This window comes from Herbaspirillum lusitanum, from assembly GCF_026127345.1.
In the GTDB taxonomy this organism is placed as follows: domain Bacteria; phylum Pseudomonadota; class Gammaproteobacteria; order Burkholderiales; family Burkholderiaceae_D; genus Herbaspirillum; species Herbaspirillum lusitanum.
Genome location: NZ_QXFG01000016.1, coordinates 68,635 through 85,532, shown reverse-complemented (window position 1 = coordinate 85,532; position 16,898 = coordinate 68,635). Strand labels below are relative to the sequence as shown.

Here is a 16,898-nt window from a genome sequence, read left to right as displayed (position 1 = left end):
TCGCGGCACATTTCGGGAAGCGTTGATTCGCTCAGTTCAGCGTCGTTCCTGAATCATCTTCCAGCCGTTTCCCGACGGATCGCGGAAGCCCGCGTCAACCGTGCCGTAGCGTTCTACCGGCTCCTGGGTGATCTCCACGCCCTGCGCTTTCATCCGTTCACAGGCATCGCGGCAATCGCGTACACCCAGCACCAGCGGCGGCATCGCGCCTTTCGCCACCAGCGCTTTCAAGGCCTGCGCGGTTGCGGCGTCATGCATCGGCGGGCCGGGGGTGAACAGGCCCAGCTGGAAAGCCGGTTGATCCGGATGTTGCACGGTCAGCCAGCGATAGTCGCCGTTTTTCACATCGGTGTGAACCCGGAAGCCGAGCTTGTCCACATAGAACGTCAGCGCTTCATCCTGGTCCCGCACATACAGACCTGCTACTTGTACTCCGTCACTCATTGTCGATCTCCTTTGGTTGGGTCTCCTTTATACCGTCGCCCGATAGCCGCCGCTTCTCCAAAACTGAGGTCTTGAGGTCCGGGCGATGGGCGGCGCTGACGATGCAGGCCGGCACGCTGCTCAGTTCCTGCGCGGCGATCCGTGCCTGCTTGCGCACGGTACCGGGGTTGTCCCCGGTGATTTCGCGGAAAATGCGCCCGAATGTGCCCAAGCTGCGCCAACCGGTCCGGAAGGCGATTTCCGTGATCGGGAGTTCGCTGTCGCGCAGCAAGGCGGCTGCGCGTTCGATGCGCCGGGTCAGCAAATAGCGATGCGGCGGAGTGCCGAATGCTTCTTTGAAGGCGCGGGCGAAATGCGCCTCGGATACGTGGCTCACGCTTGCCAGCCGCGCAACGGGCCAGTCTTCGTGCGAAGCGGCGTCCATCCGATCCTTTGCACGCAGCAGGCGGCGCAATAACTCGGGGCTTTGGAGGAGGGGGTTTCTGCTCATTCGATATCAGGTCGTCTTCACTGAACAGCTATGTTATCTCGAAGCCTGGCCCCCGCTTTTATTTTTTCTTGATCGTCGACAGCTGTTCCTTTGGTATTGCTGCGTAGTCAGCCGGATTCGGTGAGTTCGTGATCTTGGCGATGGCGGCCTGTGTCTCCGGGCTCATCGGCCAGTTCAGGTTTTGTCCATGGGGCAGCGCCGGAGACTGGAACCACTTCGCGTAAATCTTGTTGATGTCGCCGGACTTGAAGATGGTGCTGATGCTCGTGTCGACGATTTGCTTGAATGCAGGATCGTTCTTGCGATAAATCAAGCCGAACGGTTCGACCGACAACGCTTCCTTGCCGACCACCAGTTCGCTGCTGATCTTGCTTCCGCCCGCCAGCGATGCCAATACGATATCGTCGTTGATGAATGCCGCGGCCCGGCCGGTTTCCACCAGCAACATGCCTTCCGCCGTATCGCGCGAGGCGATGATGTCGATACCCAGTTTCTGTTCGTCATTGAGGGTGCTGACCATTTTGATGTGGGTTGTGCCACTATTGATGGCCAACTTCTTCCCGCGCAAATCTGCCAGCGTCTTGATGTTGCTGCTGCGCTTGCTCAGGATACGGGAACCGCTCACATAGTAGGTCGGTGAAAACTCCACGATGTTTTGACGCTCAGCGGTATTGGTGGTGTTGCCGCATTCGATGTCAACGGTGCCGTTCTGGATCAACGGAATACGGCTGGAAGAGGTCACCGGCAACATTGAAATGGTCAGCTGCGACACGCCCAGCTTGCGTTGAATATTCTTGGCGATGGCCAGGCACAGGTCCACCGCATAGCCCTCATAGCTTTGGTTGTCATTCAGGTAAGAAAATGGCTTCGTCGAATCACGAACGCCCAGCACCAGAACGCCCTTTTCCTTGATCTTCTTCAGTGTCCCGGTCAAGTCTTCATCCGGAGCGGCGTGGGCAATATGTACTACCTGGCTGCTCATGAGGCAGAGCGCCATGACGATTTTCTTCATTTTCTTTTTCCTTGAAATTTCAATGACTCAATGACTACTTTGCAAAGATGTAGTCCATGTTGGCGAAGGACTTGAACTCAAGCGCATTGCCGGACGGATCCAGGAAAAACATCGTGGCCTGCTCGCCCACTTCACCCTTGAAGCGGATGTACGGCTCGATGATGAATTTGATCTTTGCGGCCTTCAATTTTTCCGCCAGGGCTTCCCATTCCGGCAATGCCAGGATCGCACCGAAATGACGGGATGGCACGTCGTGGTCATCCACCGAATTGCTCACGCTGAAGCCAGTTTCTTCCGGTGCCAGATGTGCTACCAACTGATGACCGTAAAAATTGAAATCCACCCATTTTTCCGAACTGCGACCTTCCGGGCAGCCCAGTAAATCGCCATAGAAAGCGCGCGCCTCGGCAATGTCTTTGACGGGAAAAGCCAAGTGGAACAACGACGTCGATGTCATTTTCAATCCTTCTGTTGATGTTGGTTTGATGCTGCCAGGCAATGCGCAGCGTGAATGCTGATACGGCACGTGACCTTGTGAGTGGTAACGGATTGAGGCAGTCTAAATACATAAATTTGTAATGTAAAATTCTGTATTTTCGTCTTTCATATTCATATTTTTCATAAGCATGATTCGCTATCTGAAAACATTCATTGCCGCTGCGCGGCTCGGTTCCTTCTCGACGGCGGGCGCCAGGCTCGGTTTGACGCAATCGGCGGTGAGCATGCAGATCAGGCGGCTCGAAGATGAGTTGAACTGCGAGCTTTTCACGCGCGTGGGAAAGACGGTCGCTGTCAGCGAGCACGGCAAGCAACTATTCGTCACCGCAGAAGAAATCGTGCGGCTCTTCGAATCCATGAAAGGACAGACAGACGTTGCGGCCACGCGAGGAAAGATCGATATCGGCGCGATCTCCACCGTGCAGCTTGGATTGCTCCCTGCCGTGCTTGCCGACTTCTGCAAGGAACTGCCGCTGGTCGAAGTGAACGTGGTGCCGGGAACTTCGGTGCAGCTCATGTCCCAGATCGACAGCAATGACTTGTCATTGGCAGTCATGATTCGTCCAAATCTCAAAATGACAAAGGGTCTGAAATGGACGACCATGCTGCGCGAAACCTATGTCGTCATTGCTCCCACATCTGCGCGTGAGACCTCGATAAAGTCCTTGCTGGAGTCGCATCCGTTCTTGCGTTATAGCCGCAGGTCATACGGCGGGCAACTGGTGGATCGCTATCTGAAACGTACCCGTTTGCAGGTGAATGACACGATGGAGCTGGATGAACCGATGGTCATTATCGAGATGGTGAGAAAGGGACTGGGCGTAGCGATCATCCCCTATGACCTTGCCGCCGGCGCTTCCATCCGGAAAGTGCGTGTCTTGCCATTGGAAGGGGATGGTTTTTTCAGGGAGATCGGTGTTTTGCAACGTGTGACGCCGACGTCAAGCGTCGTGGTGTCCACGCTGATGGAGTGTATTGCGCGTGCCGCTCAGGCAAAGGAAGAGAGCAGCATGCAAACCTTGAAGGCGGATATCGAAAAAGGGGCGCGCTAAGCGTTATGCCAGACACCACGCCGGACGTGCGCCTGTTTTGCCGGCGATAAGTACTCTACGAAAATCTTATCGGGGGAGGCCGCCGTCGATTGACCTGTAATCCCGATAAGATCTAGTTTTATCATTTTTATTTTTATGGCCGGTATTTACGACACGCGAAGTCAGCGCTTAATCAGTAATGACAATACCGCGCTCGTCGCACAAAGTCCCGCCACAATCAGAAAAATGATCGACGTATTTCCGGTTGAATCGATCATGTGGCCGATAACCGGCTCGCCGATACCTGCGAATATATAGGACATGGTATTGAGTACGCCCGTCGCGGTGCCTGCGACATGACGTCCAAAAATGTCCGGACAGAGCGCCCAGAACGACGACGCCGGTCCGAAGACAAAAAAACCGCAAAGGAAAAGCAGGCCAATCGTGACCATGTTTGCATGCGGAATGAACATCATGATAATCGCGGTTGTTGAAGCTAACACCATATACGAGACGATCGCGAGATAGCGCCTTCCCTGAAACACACTGTCGGAAATCCAGCTGTTCGATAGTGCGCCAAGCGCCATCCCTATCGGCAGCGCGACAGTGATCCACTTCGGATCGATCAGCGCTGAAGAAGTCTTCCAGTCCATGCCGAGAAAATGCACTGGCACCCAGACCACCAAAGCGTATCGCGCAGTGTTCTGAAAACCTATGGCCAGTCCGGTGATATAAAGTCTCCAGTTTCGCAGCACGGTTGCATATCGCTGTGCACTCGTCAGATCGTCACCCGCTGTCGACGGCTGGGTGCCATCCGACGGTTCAATGGCGCTGAGCTGTCTATCTTCCGGACGCTCCGATACAAAAATCCACAAGACCATTGCGCCAAGCAGCATCGACAGAGGGGCCAGTCTGAAAATCCAGACCCAGTCGAGATGCATCGTGCCCAAGATAAGAAGCGGGAAAATATAGGCGAGCACGGAAGAAAATCCTGAAAATCCGACATATACGCCGTACACAAAGCCGCGATTTTTATGGCTCCACCAGTTCGACAGCAAGCGGCTGCCGGGCGCGAAACCCATCGACTGAAAGTAGCCGTTCGCGCCCCACGCAAGCAGAAAAAACCAGAATGAGTGACCGAAACTAAAGACCCAATTCGCGGCCAGCGAGAGTACCGCGCCCGCGATCATCATCCGCTTGCCGCCCAGTTTATCGCCCAAATTGCCGTTGATGAACTGACCGGCTGCATAGCCCCACAACATCGTTGCACTGATCCAGCCAATTTGGTATTTCGACAAGCCGTAGTCATGTTCAATGCCGGGGATCGCGAAGCCCAAGGTCTGTCGTCCGGTGTAATAGAAGAGATAGCAGAACGTCACGCCGATCAGCGCGCGCCATTTATATTGATCGAAAGCGGACCTTCGCGATATCGGCTTGCATGGCAAGGCATCCGTTGTATTGAATTGCATGTCTGTCTCCGCGTAGGCGCAGTCTTCGCTGCGCTGGCAAGTTTTGGAATCAAGCGAGGTGATTGAGCGCGATATCGATGATGTCGAAATTGCGCAGACGACGGGCGTTATCGATGCCGGCCAGTTTTCGGTTGAAGATGAGCGGTACTTTTTGCTCGGACACGCCGCCGTGGGAACGCAACGGCACCGTCAATCCGGATAAGTCGTGTTTGTCGGCAGCGCTTCCAAGCACCGTCAGCCGCTCTCCCAGCACCACCAGATCGCCAATCCGGTCTTCGGGTAGTTCGAACCTCTGGCTGGCTTGCGAACGCGTCAACACTGCCTCGACACCGGCGATGCCGACGAGAAAATCGGTGACATCGCGCTGGCGTTCTCGATCGTGCAAATAAATCGTCGCATAAGATCCCAGCGCACCGTGATGCACCACGTAGGGATCCGTAATCGGCAACAGCACGCGCGCGATCCGCGCGCCGTACCGGGTGTCCAGAAGGTTTTGTAAAAACACGATGTTCGGGTGGCCTATCGCGTCGGTCTTGGCATTCATCCCGTGGTCTGCCGTAATCGCCACCACCGCGCCTTCCTCGTGATAGCGCTTAAAGTAACCGTCCATCATGGCGTAGAACGCATTGGCTTCCGGCGTGCCAGGTGCGAACTTGTGCTGGACGTAATCGGTTGTCGACAGATACATGAAATCGGGACGCTCGTTGGTCAGCAAGGAGAGTCCTGCGGCAAAAACGAATTCCGACAGCTCTGCGCTGTACACCGCAGGGAGTGGCATGCCGACCCTTGCCAAGATGTTCTCGATGCCGTTCTCCGCTAAACTCACCTGGTCGGCTTTTTCCGCCGAAAAGCAGATGCCTTCCAATTCATGTCCGAGCAGGCTGCGCAGCTTGTCCTTTGCCGTTACCACTGCAACGCGTCCACCCGCCCGGGCCAGTTCGGCAAGGATGGTCGGTGCGCGCAGGTACTTCGCGTCGTTCATCAGAACCTCCTCTTGCACCTCCTGATCAAAAAAGAAGTTGCCGCAAATGCCGTGAACGGATGGCGGTGCGCCGGTAACGATCGAAAGGTTGTTCGGATTGGTGAACGACGGCACCACGCAGTCGCCTGTCCGCACCGTGCCAAACGCGGACAGCCCGGCGAGAAACGGCGCTTGCCCGGCCTGAATGGCCTGATTGATATATTCCTGTTCGCATCCGTCGACGCAGATAACAATCGTCGGCGCCGAGGGCAGTCGATAGGATCGGGAATTAACGTTTATTACTTCAGTCATGAATAAGCCTTTTCATCGATTATTGAGTGCACGGCACAGGCTCGGATGCGAGCTGCGCGCAACGGGAGCTTTCGGTAAGCGGGTCTGAACCCTGCGCTTGAGCGTATAGTGAACATTTTTCTCACACAATCGAATTAAAGTAGCCTTAAATGCGCGTAAAACTCACATATGAGACAAAAACTCCCACCGCTTCATGCCTTGCGTATTTTTGAAGTTGCCGCCCGTGCCGGCAGTTATTCGGCTGCGGCCCGGGAGCTGAGCCTGACCCATGGCGCGGTTAGCCGGCAAATCGCGATCCTGGAAGACTGGCTCGGTCAACCGCTGTTTGTGCGTGACGGGCAGAGCATGGTGGCGTCTCCACATGCTCGGGCGCTTGCCCGCGAAATCAGCTCCGCGTTCGATCACATAGCGGACGCTGCGGAACGCTACGGCAAGAACCGGCAGCTAAAGATCATCCGGGTCAGCGCCCCTGCCACGGTTGCAATGCGCTGGCTGATTCCGCGCTTGCCTTTATTTGCCGCTACATGTCCTGGAGTGGACGTTCGCGTCTCGACCGTGCTGTCGACGGAACCTGCGTTCACGGGAAGCTTCGATGTGGCGATACGACGGGGCATACCGAATGGCGGCCAATTTCAGGCATGGCCGTTGTTTCGGGAATCGAATACGGTGATTGCGAGCCCGTCTCTGCTCGCCAGAACAGGAATCAGGACGGTTGAGAAGTTGGCAGCTGAAACCTGGTTGACGACCGAAACCCGCCCAGGCGATTGGGAAGCCTGGATTGAAGCTGCGAACCAGCCGATGCTGCGAGCCAGTCGGACGTTGCGGTTCGACCATTTTTTTGTGACCTTGCAGGCCGTAGTTGATGGGCTCGGTTTCGGAATAGGACCCTTCCCAACGCTTGAGGCCGAGTGTGCCGCCGGACGATTGCAAAAGCCATTTCACGATTTGCGCTCTCTTGGCCCAACCTACCATGCGTTGGTGCCGCTCGATGCCGACAAACCGTCGTATATGCGGGCCTTTGTCGATTGGCTGCAATCAGTGAGTGCGACAGGTGACGAACCATGACGCCTGTAGTTGGCTATATCCGATTTTGTTTACTCTCCAGTTCTGCCGAGAGCCACTTTATTTTTTGCTCTGCCCAGTCTGCGAATTTTGCGTTCCCTGTATTTCCCAGGTCAAATTCGTCGCCTTCGTTTATCGGAAAATCCTTGTCGATCGCTTTGGCAATTTGTGTCGCTGCCATGATGATGCTGCGCCTTAGTTGAGTAGCAGGCGCCAATGCACGAATATGCGAGATACATGCATAAATTTCTTCAAATTTCTCAGAAAAATCCATGTTCATCATGTTCTCCTGAACTTATGAACCCGACGGCGGAACGGGTTAATCACGTCATCAACGTATCGCTCAGAAACCGGCGTCCGGGATCCCGGACGCCGGAGCAAAGCCGCCTTGGGCTTGTGCCTTGAGCTGATTTAAACGCCGTATTCCGGTTCCGTTCTCGGTGTTTTTTCTTCCACCGGCGCGTCTGACACCGTGGCATCAGTGGTGAGAATCAGGGCGGCAATGGAAGCAGCGTTTTGCAGCGCCGTGCGTGTGACCTTGGTTGGATCGATCACGCCGGTTTTCACCAGGTCGCCATAATCACCTGTTGCGGCGTTGTAGCCGAAGTCACCTTTTTCGGCCATTACTTTGGCTACGACGACAGAAGGCTCGTCACCTGCATTTGATGCAATGACGCGCAGCGGCGCCTCCAGTGCGCGCAATACAATCTGCACACCGGCATTCTGGTCGGCATTCGCGCCTTCAAGCTTCGAGATTGCTGCACGCGCACGCAACAGCGCCACCCCACCGCCGGGGACGATGCCTTCTTCGACGGCGGCCCGTGTCGCATGAAGCGCGTCGTCGACCCGGTCCTTCTTTTCCTTCATCTCAACTTCGGTCGCTGCACCCACTTTGATGACCGCCACGCCGCCGGCCAGTTTGGCGACCCGTTCTTGCAATTTTTCTTTGTCGTAGTCGCTGGCAGCCTGCTCGATTTGAGTCTGGATGGAAGCAACGCGGGCATCGATCTTTTTCTGTTCGCCAGCGCCATCAATGATGGTTGTGACGTCCTTCAGAACTTCGATTCGTTTGGCGCTTCCGAGCTCTTGCAAGCTGGCTTTTTCAAGCGTATGGCCGGTCTCTTCCGAAATGACGGTAGCCCCCGTCAAGATCGCGATGTCCTCCAGCATTGCTTTGCGCCGATCACCGAAGCCCGGCGCTTTCACCGCCGCCACCTTCAAGACGCCACGCACTGAGTTGACGACAAGCGTGGCCAAGGCTTCGCCTTCGATATCTTCGGCGATGATGAACAACGGCTTGCCGGCCTTTGCGGAGGTTTCCAGGATCGGCAGCAGCTCCCGTATATTCGAGATTTTCTTATCGTAGAGGAGGATCAGAGGATCTTCCAGCTTCGCAAGCTGCTTGTCGGGATCGTTGATGAAATACGGGCTAAGATAGCCGCGATCGAACTGCATGCCTTCGACCACGTCAAGTTCGTTATCCAGCGATTTACCGTCTTCCACGGTAATGACGCCTTCTTTTCCTACGCGTTCCATCGCTTGTGCAATGATGTTTCCGATGGCTTCATCGGAGTTGGCGGAGATGGAACCCACCTGGGCAATTTCCTTGTTGGTGGTGATCGGGCGCGAGATTTTTTTGAGTTCGTCGATAGCCGCTGAGACGGCTTTGTCGATGCCGCGCTTCAGGTCCATCGGGTTCATTCCGGCAGCGACATACTTCATGCCTTCCTGAACGATCGATTGGGCCAGTACCGTCGCGGTAGTCGTGCCGTCGCCGGCGACATCCGCCGTCTTTGAAGCGACTTGTTTGACGACTTGCGCCCCCATGTTTTCCAGGCGATCTTTCAGTTCAACTTCTTTTGCGACCGAGACGCCGTCTTTGGTAATGATCGGTGCACCAAAACTCCGGTCGAGCAATACATTCCGGCCTTTGGGCCCCAGGGTCACCTTGACTGCGTCCGCCAGCACATTGACGCCTTTGACGATACGGGCGCGGGCGTTGTCATGGAATTGAACGTCTTTTGCACTCATTTTCTTTCTCCGTAAGTCACGACGCTGCAATTAAGCAGCTTTCTTCAATGCTTCTTTATCCTGCTTCAGGACGCCAAAAATGTCTTCCTCGCGCATGACCAGAAGCTCCTCACCGTCAACTTTCACAGTTTGACCGGCGTATTTTCCGAACAAGACGCTGTCTCCGACCTTCACTTGAAGAGGACGAATAGTGCCATCTTGCAGAGCTCGTCCGTTACCGACGGCAAGTACTTCGCCTTGCTCCGGCTTTTCGGACGCCGCATCCGGAATAACAATTCCTGAGGCTGTCTGGCGTTGCTGTTCAATTCGCTTAACAATAACCCGGTCATAGAGGGGACGAATTTTCATTTTTCAATCTCCAAAGTGGTTACAGATCATTTGAAAGTGAATAGGACGCTTGATGTCCTAGCCGGGATTTCGGCGAATTGAAAAATAGGTTTCCCCTAAAATTTTTTCAAGAGTCCCTTAACGCTCGTTTTGTAACAAAATGTATCAAGAAATAATGATGCGATCAGTCCGGCCCAACTGATACTTGAAGCGACGCTTATTTCGCGTGGCTAAAGGGCTGACAGGGCAATCCGTCCCCCGGCCACCGTCCATATCCAGCGAATCATCGGTATATCCGACGTCCTTCCAGAGACCTCCTTTGACCGGATGAAACAGCCATCGGACATAACCTTTCCTGGCCGCCAATTCCATCAGCTCACGGCGCTCCGGTACCTCGTCGGCAAGCGTAACTTCAGATGGATAGTCCGCAGGATTTTCACCAAAGGCGATACGGCATGCGTAGGCTTCGCTCGTCGGAGCACCTGGTTCGTTGCAAGGTCGAAGTTGCAAGCGCTCCACGCTCCAAGCCCCTAATCGCCAGGCAAGATCAAGCAACTCTTCTTCTTGCGAAGTTCGGCTCAGCCAAGGCCCCCTGAACTGCAGCGCCGAGCTGGGAACCGCCCGGGAAGGAATTTTTACGCCCTCAATGTTGAGTGGCGTGCTACGACGAAAGCCGTGCCAATGAAGGAAAACCAAGAGGGGGCTATCAGAGATATTTACTGCCGTGGCACTGACGGCATATAAAGGAAGATTGATTAATTTTATCTGTGCAGAAACTGCATTGAAAGTTTTCATCGGTGGCATCTCCAAGAAAAAAATGAATTCCAATTCTTCGTATCAGCAACCGCGAGGGCGGTACAGAGGTCTTGAAAATTTGAGAGCACGAACTATTTTAATAGCATCACAAGAAAGTGATGCGGGGCGCAGGGTCGGCGCCCAAGCGGGATTTTTTGGCCGTAATACGACCGCTTACGGCGTTCTTATTCCTTTATGGAGGTATCTCATGAATGTGACTGATTTACTCCCTTGGAGTAAAAATCGCGACGTAGCTGTGAGTCCGGCACAACGGGAACCTTTTCAGCTATTGCATCGGGACATCAATCGTCTCTTCGATGAATTGTGGTCTGGCTTTGACGGGTTGCCAAGTCGAAGAGGGGGACTGAACTGGCCTGCGATCGCAGTACAGGAAAACGAAGACGAATTCCAGATCTCCGTTGAACTGGCAGGGCTCGAGCAGAAGGATGTCGAAACGTTTCTAGATGACGATGTCTTGGTAATAAAAGGCGAAAAAAGGAACCAGCATCAAGACGCGCTGTTCAGCGAGTTCTTTTCCGGACAGTTTGAGCGCCGTCTCAGGCTGCCCTCTGCAGTTCAAGCGGATAAGGTCCAGGCGCGTTTCAAAGAGGGGATGCTGACGATCACGCTGCCCAAATCTGCCGACGCTCGCACAAAACTCAAGCGCATTAACATAGAGTAAATGCAAGGGCCCGCTTTGGCGGGCCCTATGCCGTGCACTCCTGATGAATGGTCATTGCAAACAGGTCGACCTGGAGAGTGTTTCGGGAGAAACCGACGGCAACATCTCCCAGATCAAGATCGTCTTAGCGCGATGGCATGCAGCGTGGTCATGGTTGACTGCAGCGAATAAAGTCGGTCGGGAGTATGGCGGCTAACTGATCGATTTACTGGGCATAGTGCTTTTAGTCAAAGTTGGTCGGGATGGTCTACGTAGCTCCGGCTAATGACAGACGCCACAAATAAAGTTGGTCGTACATGAAAGTCCGCACTTGGCCGGTTTGGGAAGACTTGAGCACTGCACTCAAAGAGTGGCTGTTCGGTCCAAAAATATCGTGAGTGCTCATCACTTACATGGCGTCACTCATAGGTCGTTGCCAGCTTTTCCGGCAGCGGCGCATTCAACCACTTCTTGACGAGAGCACTAAGTTCACCTGACTTCTTGGATTTTGTCAGAATCTCATTGACCTTGGCTTGCAGAAGCGCTTCGCCCTTGTTGAGGCCGATCACACAACGCGATTCCTGAATCGTGTATTTAAAGACAGGTTTGTGGTCAGGATCCTTTTCGCCGAGCGTGATCGCCACAAAGTCACCGGTGCCTATCAGCTTTACCTGGCCAGAAACATAGGCGGAGATTAACGTATTGTTGTCTTCGTAGCGCTTGATCACCGTGCTCGACGGAACAGTCTTGGTCAACTGAATATCTTCAAAAGTACCGCGTGCCACTCCTACGGTCTGGTTAGCCATATCGGCAGGGCCGCTAACCTTGATCTCCGGAGCGCCAAACAGACTATTGTTAAATGGTGCATATGGCTGGGTAAAGTCCAACACTTTGTCACGTTCGGCGTTGCGGCCGAGTGTCGAAATCACTAAATCGACCTTATGCGTTTGCAGATAAGGAATACGGTTAGCGCTAGCAACCGGAACCAAGGCCACCTTGACGCCGAGACCTTTAGCGACGAGTCGCGCAACATCGATATCGAGTCCTTGCAATTGCAAATCAGAATTGACCGAGCCGTATGGTTGGAAATCTTGGGGAACCGCGATGCGGATGGTACCGGACTTCGTGATGTCGGATAGCGCATCGGCACGTACACCGAAAGCAGCCAAAGCTAGTGAAATGGTAGAACAAAGTACTAAAATTTTTGCGAATTTCATTTCTTCCCCCAAATTAATCATGCAGTAAATGCACTTCCAATAATGATGCGCACGGTTAGTAACAGCAAGAAAGACAAAGTAATGCCAAAGCAAAACAACCACAAAGATATCAAAAAGAACCGCAACAACCAGGCGACATGATAAGCGCCTGAAATTCGATTTCTCGTTATTGCGGTGGCAAGTCTAGGAGTGCGATAGCGCCATGTAAACTACCGTTTAAGCATAGATTTCATGTTTTTAAAGTATAAGCAAAAATTCCTTGAAACCCTTATAAGTATTACGAACCGGCTCAAATCGTCAGTGCTCCATTTTAGTGATTGGTGATGGCAAATCTGTGCCAAGTTGATGCAGCTGAAATGATCGGGAAAACCATTTCCATCTTTCTCACATACGTAAAAAGATCGGAGGAAATGTGATGCAGATCGCTACGCAACGTTGAGCCGGAGGTCACTCAACGCAGCAATTGCATCAAATATCAAGGAGGAAGAATGAAACGCTTGAGCAACATGAAAATCGGAGATCGTCTCGCCATCGGCTTTGCCATCATTCTGGCGTTATCCATCGTCAGTACCGGCATCGGCATCTGGCGTATGCAGGTAGTGTCAAAGGTCACGCGCGCCATGGTTGACGAATCGGTACGCAAGGAACGATTGATCTCGTCCCTCAACACGAATCTGCGCGGAGGGATTTTGCGTACGATCGCGATTTTGCGCAGCACGGACCAAATGCTCAATGCGTTTTTTCTTAATGAAGATTTGATCGCAAAAAAAGATGCCATCGCCTTGCAAAAGCAGATTGGACCCTTGCTGGTCAGCGACGAAGAAAAACAGCTCTACAAGCAGGTGCTGGAACAGCAGGTCAACTACGCCAAAATCAATTTCCATTTGATGGAGCTAAAATCCAATGGCGACGCCGAGGAAGGAAATCAGATTCTGGTGCAAGAATTCGTACCTGCTTCCAAGCGCTATCAGGCAACATTGCAAAAGCTGCTCGAATGGGAGCAAGCCGAAATCGACAAGACTTCTCTGCAGATTGATGTCATCGCCGCCCAAAGCCGTATTCTGTTGCTGATTGTAGAGGTCGCTGCGCTGCTTTTTGGCGTGTCGTGTGCGTGGCTGCTCACACGGAGCATAGTTTGGCCTCTCAGGCAGGCAGTGGAAATCTCGAGAAAAGTAGCTGATGGAGATTTGACTACGGAGATCCAGATCAAGAGGACGGATGAGGTCGGACAATTACTGATGTCATTGCAGGGCATGAATACCAATCTTCGGAATATCGTCAATAACGTGCGTACCGGCACCGTGACCATCGCGACAGCGTCGCGCGAGATTGCAGCAGGAAACATGGATTTGTCCTCTCGCACCGAATCGCAAGCCAGCGCACTTGAGGAGACAGCATCTGCGATGGAGGAACTGATCTCGACCGTACGTAGCAACGCGGATAACGCTCGCGAAGCCAGTGAGCTTGCCAGTTCCGCTTCAAGCATCGCGATCGAAGGAGGTAATGCCGTCGACAACATGGTGCAGACCATGGGGGAAATCAATGCATCTTCGAAGAAGATCGTTGATATCATCAGCGTGATTGACGGTATCGCTTTCCAAACCAATATCCTTGCCTTGAACGCGGCCGTGGAAGCCGCGCGTGCAGGTGAGCAGGGCAGAGGTTTTGCTGTAGTTGCATCTGAAGTGCGCAGCTTGGCACAGCGTTCGGCAGCCGCCGCCAAAGAAATCAAAGCGCTGATCGATGATTCGGTCAAGCGGGTAAGCAACGGCAGCATGCAAGTGGAACGCGCCGGCGCCACAATGGCCAATGTTGTCTCCAGCGTCAAGCGCGTAACCTCCATCGTGCATGAAATCAGCGAGGCCAGCCAGGAGCAAGCCGAAGGTATAGAACAAGTCAATGATACCGTCACGCAGCTTGATCATGTGACGCAGCAAAATGCTGCGCTGGTGGAGGAAGCTGCATCGGCTGCCGACGCAATGCAACAGCAAGCGGCCAATCTGGCCAAGCTGGTTAGCGTGTTCATCACAGATTCATCAGCGCCGGTTGCCGACAGCAATGTCGCGGCATCGCATATGGCGACAAAAGCATCTCCAGCCTCGCCCGCATTGTCTGCACCGAAGAATGGAGCAAGTCACAGAAGACTATTGCGCGCTTGATACCTGTCGCCAATCCGTTTCAACCTGGCTTCATCTAAAAAAATGCCGGCATCCTCATGAATGCCGGCGTTGAAAAAATGGCCTTTGTTCCGTGTCTATTCAGGAGATCAGACGCTGACCATACCGAGGAATTGTTGGAGCTCAGGGGTCTTTGGTTTGCTGAAAAATTCTTCCGGTGGCCCGATTTCATGCACTCTTCCTTGGTGCATGAATACCACGCGGTCGCACACTTCACGTGCAAAGCGCATTTCATGCGTAACCATGACCAGCGTCATGCCTTCGGTAGCAAGCTTGCGCACTACACCTAATACTTCGTTGACCAGCTCCGGGTCAAGCGCCGAGGTAATTTCGTCGCATAACAAGGCTTTCGGTTGCATGCTCAGTGCTCGCGCAATCGCGACACGCTGCTGCTGGCCGCCAGAGAGCTGATCGGGATAACTGTCGAATTTTTCCGCGAGGCCGACACGTGTCAGATTTTGTTGTGCGATTTCTCGCGCCTGCTGCTCTTTCGCGCCCTTGACGATAATCGGAGAGATCATGACGTTGCGGCCTACGCTCAGATGGGGGAACAAATTGAACTGCTGGAAGATCATGCCCACCCGCAGACGCAATTCGCGCAACTCGCGTTCACTGCGGCCGAGCAGAACATCGCCGACGCTGATCAAACCTTCATCGATGGTTTCCAACCCGTTGATACAGCGTAGTAGTGTGCTTTTTCCGGAGCCGCTTTTGCCAATAATGGCAATGACTTCACCGGGATTGATTTCAAGATCGATGCCTCTGAGGACAGCATTGTTCCCGTAACTCTTTTTGACGTTCTCAATGACGATGAGCGACATTGAACTTCCTTTCCAAGAATTGACTATATTTTGACAGTGGCCAGCACAGCACGAAGTACATAAGACCGACCAAGCCGAAGACGATGAACGGTTGAAACGTGGCGTTGGTGATGATGGTGCCGGCCTTGGATAACTCGACGAATCCGATAATCGAGGTCACCGCTGTTCCCTTGATGATTTGAACGCCAAAGCCCACTGTGGGGGGAATCGCAATACGCAGTGCCTGCGGCAGGACGATATGGCGCATTTGCTGAAAGCGATTCATCGCCAAACAGGCTGAAGCTTCCCATTGGCCACGTGGAATGGCATCGACGCAACCGCGCCAGATTTCTGCGAGAAAGGAGGCGCTCCACAACGTTAGCGCAACGCCGGCGGCGAGCCACGCAGGCACCTCGATACCGAACAGTGCGATACCGAAGAACACCAGGAACAATTGCATCAGCAGCGGCGTACCTTGGAACACTTCGATGTAGACGCGGACGATGTCGCGCAGGATGCGATATTTGGAGTTACGCATGAACAGCAGCACGATACCTAGTGTGCCGCCCATCAAAAACGACAGCAGCGACAACGCCACTGTCCAACGGAGCGCCAGTAATAAGTTGCGGACAATGTCCCAGATTGTGAAGCCGATCATGCTTGGCCTCCCTTGAGAATGGCAATGGATTTCGGGGCAACGATACTGGGTCGATGAAACACAAAACGTCTTCCTATGTAATGCAAAATCTGTCTCAGCAGAATCGCCATGATCAGGTAGATAAGGGTGGTGACCAGATAGGCTTCGAAGGCGCGGAAGTTGCGGCTCTGGATGAAGTTGGCAGCAAACGACAATTCTTCCACTGAAATTTGTGAACAGATCGATGAGCCGAGCATGACAATGACAATCTGGCTCGACAGTGCCGGCCAGACTTTTTGCAAAGCGGGGCGCAGGATGACATATCGGAACACCTGTAGTCGCGTCATAGACAGACTCAGCGCTGCTTCAATCTGACCGCGGGCGATTGCGGATACGCCGGCTCGGATGATTTCAGTGCTGTATGCGCCGAGGTTGATCACCATGGCGATAATCGCCGCCTGTAATTCGGTGATCGTCACGCCGATACTAGGCAGACCGAAAAAGATAAAAAATAGTTGAACCAGAAAAGGAGTATTGCGGATCAACTCTACATAAGCGCTGATAATCGGCTTGAGCCAGCGTGGCCCTTGAGTGCGCGCCCAGGCACCGAAGATACCAAGTGAGACGCCTGCAACGCCGCCGATGACGATTAATCGTATCGTCATCAACACGCCTTGTTCAAGCACCTTTGCATACTCGAGGATAGAAGAAAAATCGAACTGGTAAATCATCAAACTTCTCGCTAGGTAAATGTTATCCGGCATTTTCAATCTTCAGACGTGTCTATTCCCGAACGCTCAAGCTTCTCCGCCAACGACGATTGGAGGAGACTTGTAGCCGCATCCATAGGCCGTAACGCCCCCCGGTCATGAACTGGGTTTCATTCAAATGAATGAAGCAAAAAATGTAATGGGAAATGGGAAAAGTCCTGACTCACGGCAAGAGCGGGCAGAGCACGTTTCGATATTTTCTCG

At 53.4% G+C, this 16,898-nt stretch carries 18 protein-coding genes; 4 read left to right on the top strand and 14 right to left on the bottom strand.

The features are described from left to right. Positions 1-36: 36 nt before the first annotated feature. The 4 genes from DXT88_RS21180 to DXT88_RS21165 are packed head-to-tail and all read right to left on the bottom strand — an operon-like array spanning position 37 to position 2,403. On the bottom strand, positions 37-444 hold the full coding sequence (locus tag DXT88_RS21180) for a VOC family protein (protein WP_029363737.1): 408 nt from the start codon (positions 442-444) through the stop codon (positions 37-39). After that, complete coding sequence (locus DXT88_RS21175) at positions 437-934, bottom strand: helix-turn-helix domain-containing protein (protein ID WP_265215928.1); 498 nt, start codon at positions 932-934, stop codon at positions 437-439. The genes DXT88_RS21180 and DXT88_RS21175 overlap by 8 nt, the downstream gene beginning before the upstream one ends. Before the next feature lie 58 nt (positions 935-992). Then, entirely contained in the window at positions 993-1,946 is a 954-nt protein-coding gene (locus DXT88_RS21170) for an amino acid ABC transporter substrate-binding protein (protein WP_265215927.1), read from the bottom strand. Positions 1,947-1,980: 34 nt separating this feature from the next. Then, positions 1,981-2,403 (bottom strand): VOC family protein, encoded by a 423-nt coding sequence (locus DXT88_RS21165; RefSeq protein ID WP_016835326.1) that lies wholly within the window; start codon positions 2,401-2,403, stop codon positions 1,981-1,983. A gap of 169 nt (positions 2,404-2,572) precedes the next feature. Here DXT88_RS21165 and DXT88_RS21160 point away from each other — a divergent pair, with 169 nt between their 5' ends. Further along, the gene (locus DXT88_RS21160; protein ID WP_265215926.1) at positions 2,573-3,496 is read left to right on the top strand and encodes a LysR family transcriptional regulator; all 924 of its coding nucleotides are present in this window, start codon (positions 2,573-2,575) and stop codon (positions 3,494-3,496) included. 161 nt (positions 3,497-3,657) lie between these two features. Here the strand turns inward: DXT88_RS21160 and DXT88_RS21155 are convergent, their stop codons facing one another. Together DXT88_RS21155 and phnA are read right to left on the bottom strand one after the other, a co-directional pair. After that, the gene (locus DXT88_RS21155; protein ID WP_265215925.1) at positions 3,658-4,944 is read right to left on the bottom strand and encodes an MFS transporter; all 1,287 of its coding nucleotides are present in this window, start codon (positions 4,942-4,944) and stop codon (positions 3,658-3,660) included. 49 nt (positions 4,945-4,993) lie between these two features. Further along, positions 4,994-6,217, bottom strand: a complete 1,224-nt coding sequence (phnA, locus tag DXT88_RS21150; RefSeq protein ID WP_265215924.1) for a phosphonoacetate hydrolase — start codon at positions 6,215-6,217, stop codon at positions 4,994-4,996. A gap of 168 nt (positions 6,218-6,385) precedes the next feature. Between phnA and DXT88_RS21145 the strand changes: the two genes are divergently transcribed. Next, positions 6,386-7,282, top strand: coding sequence for a LysR substrate-binding domain-containing protein (locus DXT88_RS21145; protein ID WP_265215923.1), 897 nt, complete (start codon positions 6,386-6,388; stop codon positions 7,280-7,282). A 13-nt stretch (positions 7,283-7,295) separates the two neighbouring features. On the opposite strand, the gene DXT88_RS21140 is transcribed toward DXT88_RS21145, so the two are convergent. From DXT88_RS21140 to DXT88_RS21125, 4 genes are all read right to left on the bottom strand, one after another. Beyond that, positions 7,296-7,562 (bottom strand): hypothetical protein, encoded by a 267-nt coding sequence (locus DXT88_RS21140; RefSeq protein ID WP_265215922.1) that lies wholly within the window; start codon positions 7,560-7,562, stop codon positions 7,296-7,298. A 128-nt stretch (positions 7,563-7,690) separates the two neighbouring features. Continuing rightward, positions 7,691-9,310, bottom strand: coding sequence for a chaperonin GroEL (gene groL / locus DXT88_RS21135; protein ID WP_265215921.1), 1,620 nt, complete (start codon positions 9,308-9,310; stop codon positions 7,691-7,693). 30 nt (positions 9,311-9,340) lie between these two features. After that, a complete protein-coding gene (locus DXT88_RS21130) occupies positions 9,341-9,658 on the bottom strand; it encodes a co-chaperone GroES (RefSeq protein ID WP_016835322.1) in 318 nt (105 codons plus the stop codon). Between the two features lie 144 nt (positions 9,659-9,802). Then, a complete protein-coding gene (locus DXT88_RS21125) occupies positions 9,803-10,432 on the bottom strand; it encodes a diguanylate cyclase (protein WP_265215919.1) in 630 nt (209 codons plus the stop codon). Here DXT88_RS21125 and DXT88_RS21120 point away from each other — a divergent pair. Further along, positions 10,419-11,114 carry an Hsp20/alpha crystallin family protein gene (locus DXT88_RS21120; protein ID WP_265215918.1) on the top strand — a complete coding sequence of 232 codons (696 nt, stop codon included), beginning with the start codon at positions 10,419-10,421 and terminating at the stop codon, positions 11,112-11,114. The two genes, DXT88_RS21125 and DXT88_RS21120, sit on opposite strands and share 14 nt — an antisense overlap. A gap of 398 nt (positions 11,115-11,512) precedes the next feature. Here DXT88_RS21120 and DXT88_RS21115 read toward each other — a convergent pair whose 3' ends face one another. Continuing rightward, a complete protein-coding gene (locus tag DXT88_RS21115; RefSeq protein ID WP_029363733.1) occupies positions 11,513-12,310 on the bottom strand; it encodes a transporter substrate-binding domain-containing protein in 798 nt (265 codons plus the stop codon). A gap of 488 nt (positions 12,311-12,798) precedes the next feature. Here DXT88_RS21115 and DXT88_RS21110 point away from each other — a divergent pair, with 488 nt between their 5' ends. Beyond that, complete coding sequence (locus DXT88_RS21110; protein ID WP_016835318.1) at positions 12,799-14,469, top strand: methyl-accepting chemotaxis protein; 1,671 nt, start codon at positions 12,799-12,801, stop codon at positions 14,467-14,469. 107 nt (positions 14,470-14,576) lie between these two features. Here the strand turns inward: DXT88_RS21110 and DXT88_RS21105 are convergent, their stop codons facing one another. Genes DXT88_RS21105 through DXT88_RS21095 form a run of 3 tightly spaced genes read right to left on the bottom strand, consistent with a single transcriptional unit; the run spans position 14,577 to position 16,655 of the window. Further along, positions 14,577-15,308 (bottom strand): amino acid ABC transporter ATP-binding protein, encoded by a 732-nt coding sequence (locus DXT88_RS21105; protein ID WP_016835317.1) that lies wholly within the window; start codon positions 15,306-15,308, stop codon positions 14,577-14,579. Then, positions 15,289-15,945 carry an amino acid ABC transporter permease gene (locus DXT88_RS21100; RefSeq protein WP_265215917.1) on the bottom strand — a complete coding sequence of 219 codons (657 nt, stop codon included), beginning with the start codon at positions 15,943-15,945 and terminating at the stop codon, positions 15,289-15,291. The genes DXT88_RS21105 and DXT88_RS21100 overlap by 20 nt, the downstream gene beginning before the upstream one ends. After that, complete coding sequence (locus tag DXT88_RS21095; protein ID WP_265215916.1) at positions 15,942-16,655, bottom strand: amino acid ABC transporter permease; 714 nt, start codon at positions 16,653-16,655, stop codon at positions 15,942-15,944. The genes DXT88_RS21100 and DXT88_RS21095 overlap by 4 nt, the downstream gene beginning before the upstream one ends. Positions 16,656-16,898: the final 243 nt, after the last annotated feature.